At 70.1% G+C, this 20,081-nt stretch carries 17 protein-coding genes and 1 riboswitch; of the genes, 6 read left to right on the top strand and 11 right to left on the bottom strand.

Annotated features, from left to right (window positions below):
* Window positions 1-61: 61 nt before the first annotated feature.
* Both NQ706_RS03520 and NQ706_RS03515 read right to left on the bottom strand, forming a co-directional pair.
* On the bottom strand, window positions 62-538 hold the full coding sequence (locus NQ706_RS03520; RefSeq protein ID WP_006945468.1) for a C40 family peptidase: 477 nt from the start codon (window positions 536-538) through the stop codon (window positions 62-64).
* A 3-nt stretch (window positions 539-541) separates the two neighbouring features.
* Window positions 542-727: riboswitch (cyclic di-AMP (ydaO/yuaA leader) on the bottom strand.
* A gap of 115 nt (window positions 728-842) precedes the next feature.
* Window positions 843-1,826, bottom strand: coding sequence for a neutral zinc metallopeptidase (locus NQ706_RS03515; RefSeq protein WP_038568269.1), 984 nt, complete (start codon window positions 1,824-1,826; stop codon window positions 843-845).
* Window positions 1,827-1,999: 173 nt separating this feature from the next.
* Between NQ706_RS03515 and NQ706_RS03510 the strand changes: the two genes are divergently transcribed.
* On the top strand, window positions 2,000-3,598 hold the full coding sequence (locus tag NQ706_RS03510; RefSeq protein ID WP_038568265.1) for an ABC-F family ATP-binding cassette domain-containing protein: 1,599 nt from the start codon (window positions 2,000-2,002) through the stop codon (window positions 3,596-3,598).
* A 9-nt stretch (window positions 3,599-3,607) separates the two neighbouring features.
* Entirely contained in the window at window positions 3,608-5,470 is a 1,863-nt protein-coding gene (locus NQ706_RS03505) for an ABC transporter ATP-binding protein (protein WP_038568263.1), read from the top strand.
* A gap of 7 nt (window positions 5,471-5,477) precedes the next feature.
* Here the strand turns inward: NQ706_RS03505 and NQ706_RS03500 are convergent, their stop codons facing one another.
* From NQ706_RS03500 to NQ706_RS03485, 4 genes are all read right to left on the bottom strand, one after another.
* On the bottom strand, window positions 5,478-6,248 hold the full coding sequence (locus NQ706_RS03500; protein ID WP_006945419.1) for an SDR family oxidoreductase: 771 nt from the start codon (window positions 6,246-6,248) through the stop codon (window positions 5,478-5,480).
* A 67-nt stretch (window positions 6,249-6,315) separates the two neighbouring features.
* Window positions 6,316-7,215 carry an SURF1 family protein gene (locus NQ706_RS03495; protein ID WP_006945369.1) on the bottom strand — a complete coding sequence of 300 codons (900 nt, stop codon included), beginning with the start codon at window positions 7,213-7,215 and terminating at the stop codon, window positions 6,316-6,318.
* Between the two features lie 46 nt (window positions 7,216-7,261).
* Window positions 7,262-7,528, bottom strand: coding sequence for a hypothetical protein (locus tag NQ706_RS03490; protein WP_006945337.1), 267 nt, complete (start codon window positions 7,526-7,528; stop codon window positions 7,262-7,264).
* Window positions 7,503-7,817 carry a DUF3099 domain-containing protein gene (locus NQ706_RS03485; RefSeq protein ID WP_006945365.1) on the bottom strand — a complete coding sequence of 105 codons (315 nt, stop codon included), beginning with the start codon at window positions 7,815-7,817 and terminating at the stop codon, window positions 7,503-7,505. The genes NQ706_RS03490 and NQ706_RS03485 overlap by 26 nt, the downstream gene beginning before the upstream one ends.
* 114 nt (window positions 7,818-7,931) lie before the next feature.
* Between NQ706_RS03485 and fabG the strand changes: the two genes are divergently transcribed.
* The 3 genes from fabG (at window position 7,932) to NQ706_RS03470 (ending at window position 11,455) form a co-directional block, all read left to right on the top strand.
* Window positions 7,932-8,675: a 3-oxoacyl-ACP reductase FabG gene (fabG, locus tag NQ706_RS03480; RefSeq protein WP_006945345.1), complete on the top strand. Its 744-nt coding sequence runs from the start codon at window positions 7,932-7,934 to the stop codon at window positions 8,673-8,675.
* A 68-nt stretch (window positions 8,676-8,743) separates the two neighbouring features.
* A complete protein-coding gene (gene fabI, locus NQ706_RS03475) occupies window positions 8,744-9,505 on the top strand; it encodes an enoyl-ACP reductase FabI (protein WP_038568259.1) in 762 nt (253 codons plus the stop codon).
* A gap of 72 nt (window positions 9,506-9,577) precedes the next feature.
* Window positions 9,578-11,455, top strand: a complete 1,878-nt coding sequence (locus tag NQ706_RS03470) for a Mur ligase family protein (protein ID WP_235181917.1) — start codon at window positions 9,578-9,580, stop codon at window positions 11,453-11,455.
* Window positions 11,456-11,561: 106 nt separating this feature from the next.
* Here NQ706_RS03470 and cphA read toward each other — a convergent pair whose 3' ends face one another.
* The 4 genes from cphA to glgC form a co-directional block, all read right to left on the bottom strand.
* The gene (cphA, locus tag NQ706_RS03465; protein WP_038568256.1) at window positions 11,562-14,393 is read right to left on the bottom strand and encodes a cyanophycin synthetase; all 2,832 of its coding nucleotides are present in this window, start codon (window positions 14,391-14,393) and stop codon (window positions 11,562-11,564) included.
* A gap of 35 nt (window positions 14,394-14,428) precedes the next feature.
* Window positions 14,429-15,319, bottom strand: a complete 891-nt coding sequence (locus tag NQ706_RS03460; protein WP_006945459.1) for a cyanophycinase — start codon at window positions 15,317-15,319, stop codon at window positions 14,429-14,431.
* A gap of 10 nt (window positions 15,320-15,329) precedes the next feature.
* The gene (gene serB, locus NQ706_RS03455; protein WP_051805888.1) at window positions 15,330-16,601 is read right to left on the bottom strand and encodes a phosphoserine phosphatase SerB; all 1,272 of its coding nucleotides are present in this window, start codon (window positions 16,599-16,601) and stop codon (window positions 15,330-15,332) included.
* Window positions 16,602-16,707: 106 nt separating this feature from the next.
* Entirely contained in the window at window positions 16,708-17,961 is a 1,254-nt protein-coding gene (glgC, locus tag NQ706_RS03450) for a glucose-1-phosphate adenylyltransferase (protein ID WP_038568253.1), read from the bottom strand.
* Window positions 17,962-18,024: 63 nt separating this feature from the next.
* Between glgC and glgA the strand changes: the two genes are divergently transcribed.
* Window positions 18,025-19,236, top strand: a complete 1,212-nt coding sequence (gene glgA, locus NQ706_RS03445; RefSeq protein ID WP_038568250.1) for a glycogen synthase — start codon at window positions 18,025-18,027, stop codon at window positions 19,234-19,236.
* Between the two features lie 64 nt (window positions 19,237-19,300).
* On the opposite strand, the gene NQ706_RS03440 is transcribed toward glgA, so the two are convergent.
* A complete protein-coding gene (locus tag NQ706_RS03440; RefSeq protein WP_038568232.1) occupies window positions 19,301-20,062 on the bottom strand; it encodes a hypothetical protein in 762 nt (253 codons plus the stop codon).
* Window positions 20,063-20,081: the final 19 nt, after the last annotated feature.

The following is a 20,081-nucleotide window of genomic DNA, read 5'->3' as shown; positions in this document are numbered from 1 at the left end:
CCACCTCGATGGAGGCGGCGGGCTTCGTCGCGCTGTGCGGCGTGCGTCAGGGTCGAACGGATCAGACGCGGCCGAAGCGGTAGGAGGAACCGGCGCGCGCGAGCTGCACACGAGAGCCGGGTCGCGGTGCGTGCCAGACCATGCCGTTGCCGGCGTAGACGGCCGCGTGGTAGGCGTAGCCACCGGAGGTGAGGAACGCAAGGTCACCCGGGCGAGCCGAAGCGCGCGAGACGCGGTACGAGGCACGGTACTGCTGGTTGGCGGTGCGGGGGATCGAGCGACCGACCTGGCGGTAGCTCCAGCTCGTCAGACCCGAGCAGTCGAAGCGCCACGGGCCGGCCGCACCGTAGACGTAGGGGGCGCCGCGTCGGGACGAGGCGCTGGAGACGACGCGGCGAGCGCTCGCCGAGGTGACGGAAGCGCTGGCGGACGAGGCGGCGCCGACCGAGACCGCGCCCAGCGCGGAGGTGGCGAGGGCGGTGCCGACGGCGACCTTGGACGTGTTGCCCAGGAACGAGCGGCGGGACATGTTCTTCATGTCGGATCTCTCCAGGAGCGCTTACGAGGCATGACCTGTCGGGTTCGAGATCCTAGATTCTCGGCCGGCCTGAGCCGGCTTCACCCCAAGAGCCACCAGGGTGGCTCGGATGCTGGGTGCACCGCTCCCGTCGCTCCGCGCAATGCGGTGATACCTGGCCTTCGTGACGGGACTCAGCGACGAAGCAGGGCCGCACCGACGTCGGTGCGACCCTGCAAGATTACCGTCGGCTCACGGTCGGAACAAATTGAGCGTGCAATCACTTTTCGTCAATTTTCCGACCCGTCCGAGCGTTTTCACGACCTCACTCGACGCTGTCGACGTTGAAGGTGTCACACGAGTTGAGGTCGCCCGTCTCGTAGCCGGTCATGAACCACTTCTGCCGAGCCTCCGACGAACCGTGCGTCCAGCTTTCCGGCGTGACGCGACCCTGGGCCTTCTGCTGGATGCGGTCGTCACCGACGGCCGACGCCGCCGACAGCGCTGACTTGATGTCGTGGTCGGTGACCGGCTTGAGCAGCGTGTTGCCGTTCCTGTCCTTCGACTCCGTCGCGTGGGCGACCCAGATGCCGGCGTAGCAGTCGGCCTGCAGTTCGGTACGCACCGAACCCGATTCGGCACCCTTCGGATCCTGCTGTGCGCGACCGAGCGCACCGAGCAGGTCCTGCACGTGGTGGCCGTACTCGTGGGCCACGACGTACTCCTTCGCCAGGGCGCCGCCATCGGCACCGTACTTGTTCGTCAGTTCTTGGAAGAAGGCGGCGTCGATGTAGACCTTGCGGTCGCTCGGGCAGTAGAACGGGCCCATCTGCGAGCTCGCCGTACCGCAGCCCGAGGACGTCTGCCCGCTGAAGATCACGGTCGGGACGTTCTCGTACTGCGTCCGGCCGTTCGTGAACTGCGGCAGCGCGGTGCCCCAGTAGTCCTGCACCGCGTTGACGGTGCCGACGATGCGGCAGGTGTCGTCACGGTTGGCGTCCGCACCCGTCTTGCACTGCTCGATCGCCTGCGCGACGGAGTCATTCGAACCCGACACGTCCTGCGTGTCCTGGGCGTAGCCGTTGAGGCCTGAGCCGTACGAACTGCCCGATGCGCCGGTGCTGCCGCCGCCCGAACTGTCCGACCCGCCGGTGAGGTTTCCGCCGAAAAGGGCGAAGATGAGCATGAGGATGAGACCTCCGATGCCGCCGACGACCGGGCCCCCGCCCATGCCACCGCCACCGAAGCCACCTGAGCCGCCCGAGGTCACCTGCGAGGTGTCGAGCTGCGCGTTGTCGTTGAACGTCAAGAGAGCCTCCGTCTGTCGAGGCGGACGCTGCGTCCGCCTCCCACCATCTCTCGTAGAATACGTGGGTTGGCTCCCCGCCGCAGCGCCCTCGCCGCTGCGCGTCCCGACGCCGCCCCACACCGCCGTCGGCCCACCTCGACGCACCTGCCGCCCCTGAAGGAGCGATTTCACCCGTGATCACCGCCGAAGGCATCGAACTGCGCGCCGGCTCGCGCATCCTGCTCGAGAACGCGACGTTCCGTGTCGCCCCGGGCGACCGCGTCGGCCTCGTCGGGCGCAACGGTGCCGGCAAGACGACGCTGACGAAGGTGCTCGCCGGAGACGGCATCCCTGCAGCGGGCCGCGTCGTCACCTCCGGCGAGGTCGGTTACCTGCCGCAGGATCCACGCACCGGCGACCTCGACGTCCTCGCCCGCGACCGCATCCTGTCCGCGCGCGGCCTTGACGCCATCGCGCGCGACCTGCGCACCGCCGAGACGAACATGGCCTCCGAGGACGACGCCGTGCGCGAGAAGGCGATGAAGCGCTACACGCGCCTCGACGCCGAGTTCACCGCCGCCGGCGGGTACGCCTCGGAGTCGGAGGCCTCGTCGATCGCGAGCAGCCTCGCCCTCGACGAGCGCATCCTCACCCAGCCGCTGCGCACGCTCTCGGGTGGTCAGCGACGCCGCATCGAACTCGCGCGCATCCTGTTCTCCGGCGCGCAGACGCTGCTGCTCGACGAACCGACCAACCACCTCGACGCCGACTCGATCCACTGGCTGCGCGACTACCTCAAGGCGTACAAGGGCGGGCTCATCGTCATCAGCCACGACGTCGAACTGCTCGACGCCGTGGTCACCAAGGTCTTCCACCTCGACGCCAACCGCGCCGAGCTCGACCAGTACAACGTCGGCTGGAAGGCCTACCTGCAGGCGCGTGAGCAGGACGAGAAGCGTCGCAAGCGCGAGCGTCAGAACGCGGAGAAGAAGGCCGGAGCGCTCATGGCGCAGGCCGACAAGATGCGCGCGAAGGCGTCGAAGGCGACCGCGGCGCAGAACATGGCCAAGCGCGCCGAGCGCCTGCTCGGCAGCCTCGAGGGCGAGCGTCAGCAGGACAAGGTCGCGAAGCTGCGCTTCCCGAAGCCGTCGCCGTGCGGCAAGACGCCGCTCATGGCCGAGGGGCTCTCGCGCTCGTACGGATCGCTCGAGATCTTCACCGACGTCGACCTCGCCATCGACCGCGGCTCGAAGGTCGTCGTCCTCGGTCTCAACGGTGCGGGCAAGACGACGCTGCTTCGGATGCTCGCCGGCGTCGACGCACCCGACACAGGCCGGATCATCGCCGGCCACGGGCTGAAGATCGGCTACTACGCGCAGGAGCACGAGAACCTCGACGTCGAGCGCAGCGTCCTCGACAACATGAAGTCCGCCGCGCCCGACCTCGGCGAGACCGAGGTGCGCAAGGTGCTCGGCTCGTTCCTGTTCTCCGGCGACGACGTCGAGAAGCCAGCCGGCGTGCTCTCCGGTGGTGAGAAGACGCGTCTGTCGCTCGCGCTGCTCGTCGTGTCCGCGGCCAACGTCCTGCTGCTCGACGAACCGACGAACAACCTCGACCCGGCCAGCCGCGAGGAGATCCTGGGCGCGCTGCGCGGCTACGAGGGCGCGGTCGTCCTCGTCAGCCACGACGACGGCGCCGTCGAGGCTCTCGAACCCGAACGCATCCTGCTGCTGCCCGATGGCGTCGAGGATCTGTGGGGCCCCGACTACGCCGACCTCATCTCGCTGACCTGAGGAGCTCACATGTCCATGGGCGCCGGCTGGCAGATGATGCGCTCGATGTCACGCGACTCGAGCGTCAAGGATCAGCGTCTCGCCCCCGGCACGGTGCGCCGCGTGGCGGGCTACGCCCGCGGCTACCGCCGCACGATCGCGGCGTTCCTCGTCCTCATCGTGCTCGACGCCGTCATGGTCGTCGCGTCACCGCTGCTGCTCAAGCACATCATCGACGACGGTGTCGTGCCGCGACATCGCGACGTCGTCGTGTGGCTCTCACTCGCCGTCGCGCTCGTCGCCGTGCTCAGCGCGGGCGTCACGATCACGCAGCGCTGGCTGTCGGCGCGCCTCGGCGAGGGTCTCATCTTCGACCTGCGCGCCGACGTGTTCCGCCACGTGCTCGCCCAACCCATCGCGTTCTTCACGCGGGCGCAGACGGGTGCCCTCGTCACGCGCATCAACTCTGACGTCGTCGGTGCGCAGCAGGCGTTCACGACGACGTTGTCGACGGTCGTCAGCAATGCCGTGAGCCTCGTCGTGCTGCTCGTCGCGATGACGTCCTTGTCATGGCAGCTGACGCTGGCTGCCCTCGTCCTCGTGCCGTTGTTCCTGCTGCCGACGCGCTTCCTCGGCCGCCGTCTGGCGGGTCTGACGCGCGAGCAGATGACGTTGAACGCCGAACTCGGCGCGCGGATGACGGAGCGGTTCAACGTCGCGGGTGCGCTGCTCGTCAAGCTCTTCGGGCGCCCGGAGGAGGAATCGGCGCAGTACGACGCCCGCGCCGCACGCGTGCGCGACATCGGTGTCTCGATCGCCGCGCAGCGGAGCATGTTCCTCGTCGCGCTCACCCTCATGGCCTCCCTCGCGACCGCGCTCGTCTACGGCCTCGGCGGGGTGCTCGCGGTCGACGGCGCGATGACGGTCGGCACCCTGCTCGCGCTCGCAGCGCTGCTCGGGCGCCTCTACGCACCACTGACGGCGCTGTCGAACGTCCGCGTCGACGTCATGGCCGCGATGGTCTCGTTCGAGCGCGTCTTCGAGGTGCTCGATCTCGAACCGCTCGTGCGCGAATCACCCTCCGCCCGGGCGCTTCCTGACGGGCCACTGGGCGTGAGGTTCGACGACGTCACCTTCGCCTACCCGGACGCCGACGTCGTCTCGCTCGAATCCCTCGAGGCGAACGTGACGGGGGACAGACGCGGGGGAGAGGACGTGCTGAGCGGCATCGACCTCGACGTGCCCGCCGGGGCGCTCGTCGCGCTCGTCGGGCCCAGTGGCGCAGGCAAGACGACGCTGACGAACCTCGTGCCGCGTCTGTTCGACCCCACGTCCGGTGCCGTGCGCGTCGGCGGGCTCGACCTGCGCGAGGCGAGCCTCGCCTCCGTCCGCGACCGCATCGGCGTCGTGACGCAGGAGGCGCACATGTTCCACGACACCGTGCGCGCCAACCTGCTCTACGCCCGCCCCGACGCCACCGACGACGACCTGGAAAGCGCCCTCCGTGCCGCCCACGTGTGGAGCCTCGTCGAGCGGCTGCCGCTCGGGCTCGACACCGTCGTCGGCGATCGCGGACACCGCCTCTCCGGCGGGGAGAAGCAGCGCCTCGCCATCGCACGGCTGCTGCTCAAGGCGCCCGACGTCGTCATCCTCGACGAGGCGACCGCGCACCTCGACAGCGAGTCAGAAGCCGCGGTGCAGGCGGCACTCGCGAACGCGCTCGTCGGGCGGACGTCGTTCGTCATCGCCCACCGCCTCTCGACCGTGCGCGACGCGGACGTCATCGTGGTCCTCGAGGCCGGCCGCGTCGTGCAGACCGGCACGCACCGGGAGCTGCTCGCCGCCGGTGGGCTCTACGCCCAGCTGCACGCGACCCAGTTCAAGGAGGACTGAGCGCGCTTCAGAGCGTGCGCAGCGCCCCGCCGTCGACGGGGATCGCAATGCCCGTGAGGTAGGACGCGGCCGGGCTCGTGACGAACGCGGCGACGCGGCCGAACTCCTCCGGCGTGCCGTAACGCCCCAGTGGGATGACCGCCTCGGCCTTCGCCTTCGACGCCTCCGCATCTCCCGTACCGGCGTCGAGGCTCTTGACGCGGTCGGTGTCGATGCGCCCCGGCAAAAGGACGTTGACGCGCCCGCCGCGCGGGCCGTACTCGTCGGCGAGGGTCTTGGCCGCCATCGCAAGGCCGGGACGCAGCCCGTTGGAGATGGCGAGGCCCGGGATGGGCGACTTCACTGACGACGACAGCACGAGCGTCACCGCCATGCCTGAGGCGGGGTCGAAGGGCGTGTCGAGCACGGCGCGGGCCATGCGCAGCCCTCCGAGGAAGACGCTCTCGAACGCGTCACGCCACTGCTGTTCGCTCGTGTCCTCGACGCGGCCGGCGGGCGGGCCGCCGACGGAGATGACGGCGCCGTCGAGGCGTCCGTAGGCTTCCTGCGCCGTGGCGACGAGTCGCTGCGCAGCAGACTCGTCCGCGAGGTCGGCGACGACGGCGCGCACCCCCGCGGGCGAGTCGAGCCGCGCGGCGGCGTCGTCGATGCGCTCCTGATCGCGGGAGGCGATGACGAGGTCGGCACCGTCAGCGGCCAGCGCCTGCGCGCTGGCGAAGCCCAGGCCCGACGAGGCACCCGTGACGATGTAGCTACGGCCGTTCAGTCCACAATCCATGTCACCATCGTGGCACGTCCGGCGCGTGTGCGGAACACGCCGCCCGCCCGTCGTGAGGGGGACGCGCTCAGGCGTCCTCCTCGTCCCAGATGCGCTGCTTGCGCGGGCGGGGTTTCTTCGCGGGCTTCGTCGGGCGCACGGGTGTCGTGGATCCGGTCTCTGTCAAACCTGTCGCTGAGGCGCTGTCACCGCCTGCCTCGGTGTCATGCGCCACCCGTGCCTCGTCCGCCAAATCCAGCGAGTCCAGGTACTCACGGCGTGCACGCAGCAGGACGAAGGCATACCCGGCGATCGCACCGAGCCACCACTGCAGCGCGTAGCTGAGGTTGATGCCGGCCGCGGAACCCTGCGACGGCCGGTCGAGCGCGGCGGGCCGCGGCGGTGTCGAGCCGTCGGCCAGCTTCTCCGAACGCATTCGGACGTACCCCTGCGCGAGCGTCGCGCCGGTGGCACGTTGCACGTCCGCGACGGAGATCGACGAGACCTGACCGTTCACCTCGGCGCGGCCCAACGACTTCTCGCTCGGGCGGACCCAGCCCGTCAGCGTCACCTCGCCCTTCGGTGCCTGCGGGATCGACGCGGGACGCGCCGCGGTTTCGCCGTTCGCGACCCACCCGCGGTCGACGACGACCTTCATCCCGTCGACCTCGAACACGCCGAGCGTCTCGTAGCCGAAATCGCCGCCGGGGCCGGGGCGGTTGCGCACCAAGAGTGGTTCGCCGACGTAGTGGCCGCGCCCGGTGACCTGCTTCCACTCGTCCGACTTCGCCGGCGCCCGCGAGGTGCTCAGCTCGCGGCTCATCGGGGTGGGGGTCGCGTCATAGTTGGCGTCGATGCGGTTCTGGATCGTGCTCTTGTCCTCCCAGCGCCCCCACTGCCAGAACCCGGCAATGACGCACAACGTCGCCCACAACGTGGCCACGAGGAGCCAGGTCAGCCAACGTCGGGTCGTGAGAAGTCTCAGCACCGCACCAGCCTATCGACGGGCGCTGAACGTCGCGTGGGCGGCCGCCTCAGCCGTCGGTGGCGCGCAGCTCGGCCGGCCGCACGGTGTCGCGGTGGAAACCGCGCATCGACAGGAACTCGCGCAGTGTCGGCTCGTGCTCGTCGCAGGCGAGCCACACCTTGCGCCGCTCGGGCGTGTGCAGCGTCGGGTTGTTCCAACGCAGCGCCCAAGTTGCCTCGGCGCGGCAGCCCTTGGCGCTGCAGCGCAGCGCCGGAAATGCGGTGCCGGGTTCGTCACCGGGGGCGGAATCAGCGAGGTTCGCGCGCAGATCCATGGATCTCCTTGTGTGGCACCGGTGGTGGTGTGACGGCGCCCATCGTGTCGATGCGACGCTTGCCCGTCGCGTTCGCGAAGACGACGGCGACGTACGGCAGGATCGCGGCGAGGGCGAAGAACACGAGGCTGAGAGGGCGAAGGGGTGACCAGGTGAGGACGGCGGCGATGAAGCACACCGTCCTGATGCCCATCGAGATGAGATAGCCGCGAATGCGGCGGCGCTGATCGTCCTGCGCCGATTCGGGCAGGCTCGTGGCCGAGAGCCGTCGCTGCCCCTGATCCGCCATGCCCTCACTGTATTCGAGGGCCCCCGGCTCGCCCGAAACGCCCCGGATTGGTCTACCCAGGGGTAGTCGATAGCGTGCGACGAAGAACACACCGCCCCATCCCGGAAGGTCCGCATGACCACCTCGACCGAGACCACCAGCGCCCCGTCGCGCCGCCGCACCGTCCTCGTCACCGGGGGCAACCGCGGCATCGGGCTCGCCATCGCGCGGCGCTTCCAGGCGCAGGGGGACGCCGTCGTCATCATGTCGCGCTCCGGTGAGGACGTCGAGGGCATCCCGGCCGTCACGGGTGACGTGACGAACTCCGAATCGGTCGACGCGGCGTTCGCGAAGGCCGCGCAGATCGCCGGCGGGCCGATCGAGGTCGTCGTCGCCAACGCCGGTATCGCCGACGACGGCCTGCTCATGCGCATGAGCGACGCCTCCTTCGAGAACGTCGTCGACACCAACCTCGCCGGCGCCTTCCGCTGCGCTCGTGCGGCGTCGACGGGCATGATCCGGCGCAAGGGCGGGCGCATCATCTTCGTCTCCAGCGTCGTCGGCCTGTTCGGCTCCGCGGGCCAGACCAACTACAGCGCGTCGAAGGCCGGGCTCGTCGGCCTCGCCCGCTCCATCGCGCGTGAGCTCGGCGGGCGCGGCATCACCGCGAACGTCGTCGCGCCCGGCTTCATCGAGACCGACATGACGGCCGCACTGCCCGAGGAGCGTCAGGCGGCGTACAAGGCGACGATCCCGGCGGGTCGGTTCGCGCAGCCCGACGAGGTCGCCGCGGCCGTCGCGTTCCTCGCCTCCGACGACTCGGCCTACATCAACGGCGCCGTCATCCCCGTCGACGGTGGCCTCGGCATGGGTCACTGACCGGCGGCCACCCGCCCGTCACCCGCGCACGCACGCCCCCACTTCCGCACCATCACGAAAGGCCGGCCATGGGTCTGCTCGAAGGCAAGAAGCTCCTCATCACCGGTGTCCTCATGGACTCCTCGATCGCGTTCCACGTCGCGCGCATCGCGCAGGAGGAGGGCGCGCACGTCGTCCTCACGAGCTTCGGTCGCACGATGAAGATCACCCAGACGATCAGTCGGCGCCTGCCGCAACCCGTCGAGGTCGTCGAACTCGACGTGACGAACAGCGAGCACCTCGACACGCTCGCCGAGCGTCTGCGCCCCCTCGTCGGCGAACTCGACGGCGTGCTGCACTCGATCGGCTTCGCGCCCCAGGGCGCGTTCGACTTCATGAGCGCGACGTGGGAGGACGTCTCGACGGCGCTGCACGCGTCCGCGTACTCGCTCAAGGCCCTCGCCGCCGCCTGCGAACCCCTCATGTCGCCGGGGGGCGCGATCGTCGGGCTGACGTTCGACGCGAAGTTCGCCTGGCCCGTCTACGACTGGATGGGCGTCGCCAAGGCGGCGTTCGAGTCGACCAACCGCTACCTCGCGCGCGACCTCGGCCCCAAGGGGCTGCGCAGCAACCTCGTCGCTGCCGGCCCGATTCGTACAACCGCCGCGAAGTCCATCCCGGGCTTCGAGCAGTTCGAGCAGACCTGGGACGAGCGCGCGCCGCTCGGGTGGAACGTCGGCGACCCGGTGCCCGCCGCGCGCGCCTGCGCGGCGCTACTGTCCGACTGGTTCCCGGCGACCACCGGCGAGATCGTCCACGTCGACGGCGGCGTGCACGCGATGGGGCAGTAGCACCGGGGCAGGCCTCGTCCAACCCGTGTCCCGTGGGTGCGCCCCGCTCGCCGGACGCCTACGCTTTCGCCCATGACTCCTGAACCGGCGCACGCGCGAGTCGAGTTGCTCGGTAACCGTGTTCTCGATGGCCCCAACCTCTACTTCACCCGTCAGGCGATCAAGACGACCCTCGACCTGGGGGCGTGGTGCGCGGCCCCCGAGGAGACAGTCTCCGCTGCGTTTCGGGCCCTCGATTCCCGCCGCCCGAAGATCGGCGAACCGGGCGGGCCCGTGCGCGAGCGGTGCGTCATGCGCCTCGCGGAGGTCGTGACGCGTCAGATCGCTCAACTGAGCGGCACGGGCCGTCTTGGCGTGCGCGTGCGCCACGGGGAGGAGCCGGGCGAGTACGTCGTCGCCTTCCCGTGGAATCGGCGCGAACGTGGCCGTGCACTGGGACGCGCCATCGCGCGTGCCCTCGACGATCTGCTCGACACCGAGCGCGCGAACGGCGCCTGTGTGCGCGCCGCCGCCGACGTGCGGGACGCCGAGCAGGGACCGCGCGAGACGCTGCCGCGGCCGCGCGTCCCCGTCATCTCGATCACCGGCACGAACGGCAAGACGACGACGACGCGCCTCGTCGCGCACATCGCGATGACGGCCGGGCGCACGACGGCGTGGAGCTCGACGGACGGCGTCCTCGTCATGGGTGAGCACATCGAGCACGGCGACTACTCCGGCCCGGCCGGCGCGCAGGCCGTCCTCGCGACGCCGGGGCTCGAGGTCGCGGTGCTCGAGACCGCGCGCGGCGGGTTGCTCAACCGCGGCATGGGCGTGCCGTACAACGACGTCAGCGTCGTCACGAACGTCACGTCCGACCACCTCGGCAGCGGCGGCATCAACACTGTCGACCAGCTCGCCGAGGTCAAGGCGATCATCACGAAGGTGACGCGACCCTCGGGCTGGTGCGTGCTCAACGGCGACGACCCGCGCGTGTGGGCGATGCGCGTCGGCACCCCCGCCCAGCTCGTCGCGTTCACTCTCGACCCCAACGCCCCCTGCATCCGCGAGGTGCGCGCGGCGCGCGGCAAGGCGTTCACCGTCATCGATGGCTTCATCGCGTGCATCGAGGACGGCGGCATCGACATGCTCGTCAGCCTCGACGACGTACCGATGACGCTCGCCGGGCTGTCGCGCCACAACGTCGCCAACGCGCTCGCAGGAGCAGCGGGGGCGCTCGCGCTTGGCCTGCCGCGCAGCGCCGTCGTCCAGGGCCTCAAGACCTTCGCGCCCGACGCGACGCTCAACCCGGGGCGCATGAACGTCTACAGCCTCCCGCTCGGGGCATATCAGCAAGCGAGCGTGATCATCGACATGGCGCACAACGAAGGTGGCCTCGAGGCCCTGCTCGACGTCGGCCGCGGCCTCGTCGCGCCCGGCTCGCGGCTGCTGCTCGGCCTCGGCACCGGAGGCGATCGCAGCGACGAGATCCTCGTCGCCCTCGGCGAACTCGCCGGGCGCGGCGCCGACGTCGTCCACGTCGTGCACAAGGAGCACTACCTGCGCGGTCGCACGATGGAGGACCTCGAGAAGCACCTGCGCGATGGACTGTCGCATGTGGGCGCGCACGCGGAGGCGAGCCACGAGACCGAACTCGACGGTCTGCGTGGCTTGCTCGACGTTGCCCACGACGGTGACGTCGTCGCCGTCATGACGCACAGCCACCAGGCCGAACTGCACGCGTGGCTGCTCGAGCACGGCGCGACGACGGACGGCCCACGCGAGATCCGCCGCAAGGTGCGGGCCGCCCGCGGCAGCGGCGACGCCCCCGTCGATTCGGTGCCCGACGAGGCGCGCGACGACGTCCGTATCGCCATCGACGCGCTCGAACGAGCGGCGTCGCACGACACGTCACCGAGTGTCTTCGGCGACATGGCGACGAGCCTCAAGGCACTGCTCGAGTCGCCCTGACGACACGCTTGCCTAGGGCGACCGGAGCACGGACAAGCGCCCGCCACACGACGAACCCCGGCTGCGATCACACAGGATCGCGGCCGGGGTTCGTCGTGTGCCGGCGTCAGCTGTTGGGCAGGAGTTCGTCGATCACGTCGTCCTCGGGCGACTCGAACACGGCGTCGCGGCTGAAGTCGGGGTCACCGGGGTGGGCGGCCTCGTCGGCGTGGGCGCCGGGCGTCGCGAGGTGCGTCAGGTCCTCGAGCGCGGCCATGACGCGAGCGTGCTTGTCGGCGCAGATGACGACGAGGTCGCCAGCGCGCGCTGAGTCGATGGCCACCTGCGTCGCCTCGAGCTCGTCGAGCACGGTCTCGACGCTCGCGGCGCGTGCCTCACCCGAGTCGATCGCCTGCTGGGCACCTTCGGCAACGAGGGCTGCGGTCTCGCCGGGGGCGCGGCGCCGCAGGTTGTCGTCCTCGCGGATGATGACGTGGTCGAACCACTTCGCGGCCAGTTCGCCCATCTCGCGGATGTCCTGGTCCCGTCGATCCCCGGCGGCGCCGACGACGATGCGCTGCACGCGCGTCGACTTGTTCTTGCCGGCGACGTAGCGGTCGACGAACTCGCCGAGCAGCTGCAGGCCGGCCGGGTTGTGGCAGTAGTCGACGAACACCTCGGCGTGGTCGACCTCGATGCGGTTGAGGCGGCCGGGGGAGAGGTAGTAGCTCGTCGTGAACGTGCGCAGCCCCTGGCGGATGTCGTGCAGCGGGGCGCCCGCGGCGAACGCGGCGCCGGCCGCGGCGAGGGCGTTGGCGACGTTCATGCGCGCGGCGCCGTTGAAGGTGCTCGGCAGCAGGTGCGTCCACGCGAGCTGCATGGAGCGTCGGCCCTGCTTGAGGACGATCATCTCGCCCTTGTCCGTCGGCTCGAGCACGACGGCGCGGTCGCCACGCACGCAGCGCTCGTCGATGAACTGGCGCACGCGACTACCGGGCGCCTCCATCGAGAACCACACGATCGTGCCGCGGCACACGCGTCGCATGCGGCGCACGTACTCGTCGTCGGCGTTGAGGACGGCGAACCCGTCGCGCGGGACGGCCTCGACGATGACCTGCTTGACGTTCGCGAGATCTTCGAGCGAGTTGATGCCGCGCATGCCGAGGTGGTCGCTCTGGATGTTGGTGACGACGGCGATGTCGTTGCGGTCGTAGCCGAGGCCCTCGCGCAGGATGCCGCCGCGTGCCACCTCGAGCACCGCGAAGTCGACGCGCGGGTTCTGCAGCACCATCTTCGCCGACTTGGGGCCGGAGGCATCACGCGTGATGAGCAGGCGTTCGTCGATGACGATGCCGTCGGTCGAGGTCATGCCGACCTTCTTGCCGAGGCCCTTCATGATGTGCGCGAGCATCCGCGACGTCGTCGTCTTGCCGTTCGTGCCGGTGACGGCGACGATCGGCACACGCGAAGGCGAGCCGGGCGGGAACAGCAGGTCGACGACCGGCTTGGCGATGAACTGCGGCTCACCGACCGTCGGGTGGGTGTGCATGCGGAAACCGGGCGCGGCGTTGACCTCGCAGATCGCGCCGCCGGTCTCACGCACAGGGACGGTGATGTCGGGGCAGATGAAGTCGATGCCCGCGACGTCGAGGCCGATGAGGCGCGCGGCCTCCTCGGCGATCTCGACATTGTCGGGATGCGCGTCCATGGTGCGGTCGATCGAGATGCCGCCGGTCGACATGTTGCCCGTCAGCGCGAGCTTCACCGTCTCGCCCTCGGGCACGACGGCGTCCATCGCGTAGCCCTGGTCGGCGACGAGTTCGCGGGCGGCGTCGTCGACCTTGATCTTCGTCAGCACCTTCTCGTGCCCGTAGCCGCGGCGCGGGTCGGCGTTCGTCAGTTCGATGAGCTCGTCGACGGTGTGCTCGCCGTCACCGACGACGTGCGCGGGCACGCGTTCGGCGATGGCCGCCATCCTGCCGTCGATGATGAGGCAGCGGTAGTCCTTGCCGGTGACGAACGACTCGACCTGCAGCACGCCGCGTCGGCTCTGCGCCATCGCGATGTCGTAGGCCTCGCTGACGGCCTCGTCGTCGGTGAGGTCGAGGCACACGCCGCGGCCGTGGTTGCCGTCGAGCGGCTTGACGACGACGGGGAAGCCGATTTCGCGCGCCGCCTGGATCGCGCCCTCACGCGTGCGCACGACCTCCGACTTCGGCACCGGCAGCCCGGCCGAGCCGAGCAGGTCGAGCGTCAGGCTCTTGTCGCACGCGATGTCGACGGCGAGCGCCGACGTGCGGCTCGTCATCGTCGCGCGGATGCGCTGGGCGTGCACGCCCTGGCCGAGCTGAACGAGGGAGGCGCCGTTGAGGCGCGTCCACGGGATGTCGCGGCTGACGGCCTCGTCGATGATCGCCTGCGTCGACGGGCCGAACGCGCGGCGCTGCACGAGGGCGTGGAACGTCTCGAGCGCGGCCTCGACGTCGAAGCCGTCCTCGGGGTGCACGACGTGGTTGACGATGCGCACGGCGAGCTGGCCGGCGGCAATGCCGACGCTCTCCTCGAGGTAGGCGTAGACGACGTTGTAGCGCCCCTCCTCGCCCTTGACTCCGCGCGTCTTGCCGCGGCGCACGTCGTGCCCGGCCTCCTGCTGCAGCTGCAGCGCGAGGTGCTCGGCGACGTGGCCGAGCCAGGTGCCCTCGTGGAGGCGCTCGACGAATCCGCCCTCCTTGCCGCGCGAGCACGAGTGGTGCTGCAGGCCGGGGAAGAGTTCGACGAGGCGATCCGCGAAGCCGGGGATCGCGTGCGTCGGGTAGTACTCGAGCACACCGAGATCGACGACGAGGTGGATCGCGGGGTCGTAGGACCACACGTTCGGGCCGCGGTAGACGCGCGTGCTGACGATGCGCAGCGACGGCTCGATGGGGCCCGGTGCCTGCGGGATGTCGATGACGGTCATGTTCTGTTCTTCCCCTCGAAACGACGTGGACGCGATCAGTGACGCAGCGCGGCGGCAGCGGTCGCGGTGTCGTGCTGGTCCTTCGCCGCGGTGACCGCGACGTCGGCGTGCCGTTCGACGAAGTCGGTCAGCGTGGCCGTCTCCAGGTCGAAGGTCGCCCCGTAGGGCAGCGAGTGCACGACGGCACCGGTGACGAGCAGCGGCGCGTCGCGGCGTGCCTCGTGCGCGTCCGTCTGCGCCATGCGCGCGTCGACGACGAATACGGCGCCGGAGCCGATGATCGTCATCTCCCGTCCGTTCGTGATCTCCGCGGCGGTGTCCTCGTCGATGCCCATGCCGAGCAGGCTCGGTGAGCCGGCGACGAGGGAGAGCAGGCGCCCGTAACGCGAGCGCTGGTCGAAGTGCTGGTCGATGATGACGCCCGGCACGAGGCCGAGGCCCTGCGTCAGCTGGCTCGCGCGCTGACGGGGCGTCACGCCCTCCTCGCCCATCGAGATCATGAACTGGCTCATGATCGACGCGCCGGCGCTCGTGCCGGCGATGACGGCGCCGCGCTCGTGGGCGCGCAGGATGGCCTTGCCGAGGGGCGTGCCGACGATGAGCTGGCTCAGCTTGAGCTGGTTGCCGCCGGAGATGAAGATGCCGCTCGCGGCGTCGATGCGCTCGGCGAGTTCTTCTGATGATGAGTCGACGCGCGACTGCGGGTCGACGCTGCCCACGCTCGGGCAGCCGAGGCGTGTGAAGACGGTCGAGTACACCTCGATGACCTCGTCCGGCATCGACGATGCCGTCGGGATGACGACGATGTTCGACTTGCGGCCGCCGGCGAGGCGCACGAAGCGGCGCAGGATGGTCACACGTCCGACCTTGTCCTCGGCGCCGCCGATGATGAGCAGGGAGCGTCGGGGGTCGCTACGTTCAGGCATGCGCCATATGTTAGGCGTCACGCTGCGTCGCCGCAGCGGCGTCCACGTCCGTCGCGACGAGCATGACGGTCGCTCCATCGGGCGTCTCGAGCGCGTCGAGGTCGTCGGCCTCCTCGATGTCGTCGCGGCTGATGCCGAGGAAGAACAGGACACTGTCGAGGTATGGGACGTTGACAGACGCGTCCGCCTGCGCCCGCACGACGGGCTTGGCGTTGAACGCGATGCCGAGGCCCGCGAGGGCGAGCATGTCGAGGTCGTTCGCGCCGTCGCCGATCGCGACGGTGCGCTCCAGCGGCAGGTGCTCGGCCTCGGCGAACGCGGCGAGCGCACGTGCCTTGCCCTCACGGTCGACGACGTCGCCGAGGACGCGCCCGGTCAGGGCGCCGTCGACGATCTCGAGGGTGTTGGCGCGCGCGTGGTCGATGCCGAGGGAGGCGGCGAGCGGCGCGACGACCTCGATGAAGCCGCCGGAGACGACGCCGACGGTGAAGCCGAGCCGCTTGAGGGTGCGCACGAGCGTGCGGGCGCCGGCCGTGAGGCGGATCTCGGCGCGCACCTCGTCGAGCACGCTCGCGGGTAGCCCCGCGAGGGCCTCGACGCGCTCGTGCAGCGATTCGGCGAAGTCGATCTCACCGCGCATGGCGCGCTCGGTCACCTCCGCCACCTCGGCCTCGCGGCCCGCGCGGGCAGCGAGCAGTTCGATGACCTCGTCCTGGATGAGCGTCGAATCGACGTCGAGGACGACGAGTCGGCGGCCACGGCGCGCGAGCCCGGCCTCGGCGACGCTCGCGTCACACCCCGTCTCGTGCGAGGCCTCGAGCACCCGGCGGCGAAGCTCGACGACCTCGACGCCCGAGACGTCGAGCTCGATCGCGGTGACCGGCGTGCGCGCGAGGCGGCGCACGCGGTCGATGTTGCCGCCGTGGTGGACGACCTCGGCCGAGATCTCCGCGAGGGCCTCGGCGGGCAGCGTCGGTGCGAGCAGCGTGACGACGGCGCGTCCGGGCAGGCGCACGACGTCGTCGCTCATGCCCTCGGCGAGCGTTAGGGCGAGCGAGCGCAGGCGGGCGAGGCGCTTCATCTCGAGGACGAGTTCGTCGGGTTCGGCTGCGCTGACGAGGAACGACAGCGTGATGCCACCGCCAAGGACGGCCTGGCCGACGTCGACGATCTCGACGCCGAACTTCGTCATCGCGTCGGTGAGCTCGTGGAACAGCCCGGGGGAGTCGGTGCCCTGGAACGTCAGGCCCAACAGGTCGGTACGGCGCGCGTCGTTGTTCACCCCTCATTCATAGCGTGAAGGCTCCGCGCTCGCATCCGGTGTTCACGACGTGAGGCCGACCGGCGTCCGAGCGCGAATCGGCCTCACCCCAAGGGGCGTAGCTCGATCAGGGGGTCACGACAGTGCCCTTGCCGACGACGACGATGCCGGAGTCGGTGACGGTGAAGCCGCGGGCGCGGTCGGCGTCGTGGTCGATGCCGATGTGGGTGCCGTCGGGCAGCGTCACGTCCTTGTCGATGATGGCGCGGCGCACGATGCACGAGCGTCCGACCTTGACGCCGTCGAGCAGGATCGAGGAGTCGATGTCGCTGAACGAGCGCACGACGACGTTGGGCGAGAGCACCGAGTGGCTGACCGTCGCGCCGGAGATGATGCAGCCGGGGGAGACGATCGAGTCGACGGCGGTGCCGGTGCGCCCGTGGCTGCCATGGACGAACTTCGCGGGCGGCAGGCTCATGCCGGACGTCGTGTGAATCGGCCAGCGGTCGTTGTAGAGGTTGAAGATCGGGTGGATCGAGACGAGGTCCATGTGCGCGTCGAAGTAGGAGTCGATCGTGCCGACGTCGCGCCAGTACCCGCGGTCACGATCCTCCGCGCCCGGGATCTCGTTGTCCTTGAAGTCGTAGACGAACGCCTCACCCCGCTCGACGAAGGCGGGGATGATGTCGCCGCCCATGTCGTGCTTGCTGTCCTCGAGGTCGGCATCACGTGTGACCGCCTCGATGAGCGCGTCGGTGGAGAAGACGTAGTTGCCCATCGAGGCGAGCACCTCGTCGGGGCTGTCCGGCAGCCCCTGCGGGTCGGTGGGCTTCTCGAGGAAGGCGCGGATGCGCGCCGGGTTCTGCGGGTCGACGTCGATGACGCCGAACTGGTCGGCGAGCGAGATAGGCTGACGGATCGCGGCGACGCTCGCCTTCGCACCCGAGGCGATGTGCGCGTCGACCATGTCGGCGAAGTCCATGCGGTAGACGTGGTCGGCACCGACGACGACGACGTAGTCGGGCTTCTCGTCGTGGATGAGGTTGAGGCTCTGGTAGATCGCGTCGGCCGAACCGAGGTACCAGTTCTTGCCGACACGCTGCTGCGCGGGCACCGGCGTCACGTAGTTGCCGAGCAGGGAGCTCATGCGCCACGTCGTGGTGACGTGACGATCGAGGCTGTGCGACTTGTACTGCGTCAGCACGACGATGTGCAGGTAGTTCGAGTTGACGAGGTTGCTCAGCGCGAAGTCGATGAGGCGGTAGATGCCACCGAACGGCACGGCGGGCTTGGCCCGGTCCGCCGTCAGCGGCATGAGACGTTTGCCCTCGCCGCCGGCGAGGACGATGGCGAGAATCTTGGGGCCTCCACGGTTTGGCATGTGACGAGAATAGGCCCCGACGTGGCTTTCCTCACACCCCCCGGCGCGGATAACGTTCATGGGGTGAGAGTCGACATCCTGACCAAGGAATATCCGCCCAACATCTACGGTGGCGCCGGCGTGCACGTGGCCGAGCTCGTCAAGGCGCTGCGCAGCAGCGGAATCGACACCCAGGTCCGCGCGTTCGGCAAACCGATCGACGAGCCGGGCACGCAGGGCTTTCCCGACCTCCCCGAACTCGCCGACGCGAACGGCGCCCTCAAGACCCTCGGCGTCGACCTGACGATGGTGCCCGCCGTCGCGGGCGCTGACGTCGTGCACTCGCACACCTGGTACGCCAACTTCGCCGGCCACCTCGCCTCGATGCTCCACGGCATCCCGCACGTCGTGAGCGCGCACAGCCTCGAGCCGATGCGGCCATGGAAGGCCGAACAGCTCGGCGGCGGCTACGCGATCTCCTCCTTCATCGAACGCACCGCCTACGAGGGCGCGGCCGCCGTCATCGCCGTCTCCGAGGGCATGCGCAGGGACGTCCTCGCGAGCTACCCACAGCTCGACCCGGCGAAGGTCCATGTCGTCCACAACGGCATCGACGCACAGGCCTGGGCGCCCGACCACAGTGACGCCGCCCTCGAGATCGCGCGCCGTCATGGGGTCGACCCCGAGCGCCCGAGCATCGTGTTCGTCGGGCGCATCACACGTCAGAAGGGCGTGCCGTTCCTGCTGCGTGCAATGCGTCAGGTGCCTGCGAACGTGCAGCTCGTGTTCTGCGCGGGCGCGCCCGACACCCCTGAGATCCTCGCTGAGGTCGAGGGCCTCATCGACCAGCTGCGCGCCGAGCGCGACGGCGTCGTGTGGATTCCCGACATGCTGCCGCGCGAGGAGGTCGTCGCGCTGCTGTCGCAGGCCACGACGTTCGTCTGCCCGTCGGTGTACGAACCCCTCGGCATCGTGAACCTCGAGGCGATGGCGTGCGAAGCGGCCGTCGTCGCGACCGCGACGGGCGGCATCCCCGAGGTCGTCGTCGACGGCGAGACGGGCTGGCTCGTGCCGATCGAGCAGGTGAACGACGGAACGGGTACGCCCGTCGACCCCGATACGTTCGTCGCCGATCTGGCCCGCGCCCTCACCGAGGCGACCTCCGACGTCGAAGAGGCCCGCCGACGGGGTCGAGCTGGGCGTCAGCGCGCCGTCGAGCACTTCGGGTGGGACGCGATCGCCGAACGCACCCAGCAGGTCTACGCGACGGTGCTCGAAGGCTCCCGTACGGCCTGATACGTCGTTGCCGGAGACACTCCGCTCTGAGCACACCGCAACGCGCGATCAACGCTGCCCGTCCTCATCGAGGGCGGGCAGCGTCGTGTGCGAGGCCGATGGCAGCCGCCGTCGCGGCCTGTGCGAGAGCGAGTTCGGCCTCGTCGAGCAGGGAGCGCAGCGTGCGCTCGCGCGCTGCGACGCTACCCGCGTCGAGGCCGCCGCTCGTCGTCAGTGCCTCGTCGAGGGCGGCGACGACGAGGCCGGCCGTCGTGATGATGCGCATCGCCCGCGGGTGCAGGCCCGGTGGCAACGCCCAGCGCGCGCCGTCGAGGCGTTCGTCGACGCGCTCGCGGGCCGAGGAGCCGAGGAACGGTGCGATGTGCAGGGATTCGAGCACCCCGACGTGCGCCAGCAACGCCTCGCGGAAGCGTCGGTCGATGTCGGCCAGTGCGAGTGCCTCGAGGCGGTGGATCGGCACCGGGTCGCTGTCGTGCGGTTCGAGCGTGAGCTTGAGGCCCTCGTCGCCGGCCGGCCCGTAATACTCCAGCCGCGGCACGAGCACCCCGCCGAGCGACGGCACGAACAGGCATTCTCCGACTTCGATCGCAGCCTGAGTCGCGGGTCCGCCGGGCGGCAGCAACCCGCCGTGGACCCCCGGGCGGGGCAGGTCGACGCAGACGATGCGTTCGCCGAGGTCACGCCACAGTTCGAGGCGCGGCAGGCCACCCTCGACGGCGTCGACGTCGGGCAGCGCGGCGCCGATCGCCTCGCTGAGCGGGCGATCGGCGGCGATGGCGTGCGTGGCCCACAGGGCCAGGCGCACGGAGGCAGGCAGTTCGTACACGATCGCCCAGCCTAGTGGC

This window comes from Dermacoccus sp. BD5 (assembly GCF_044878485.1).
GTDB classification, from domain to species: Bacteria; Actinomycetota; Actinomycetes; order Actinomycetales; family Dermatophilaceae; genus Dermacoccus; species Dermacoccus nishinomiyaensis.
This window is presented reverse-complemented; position numbering and strand designations above follow the sequence as displayed.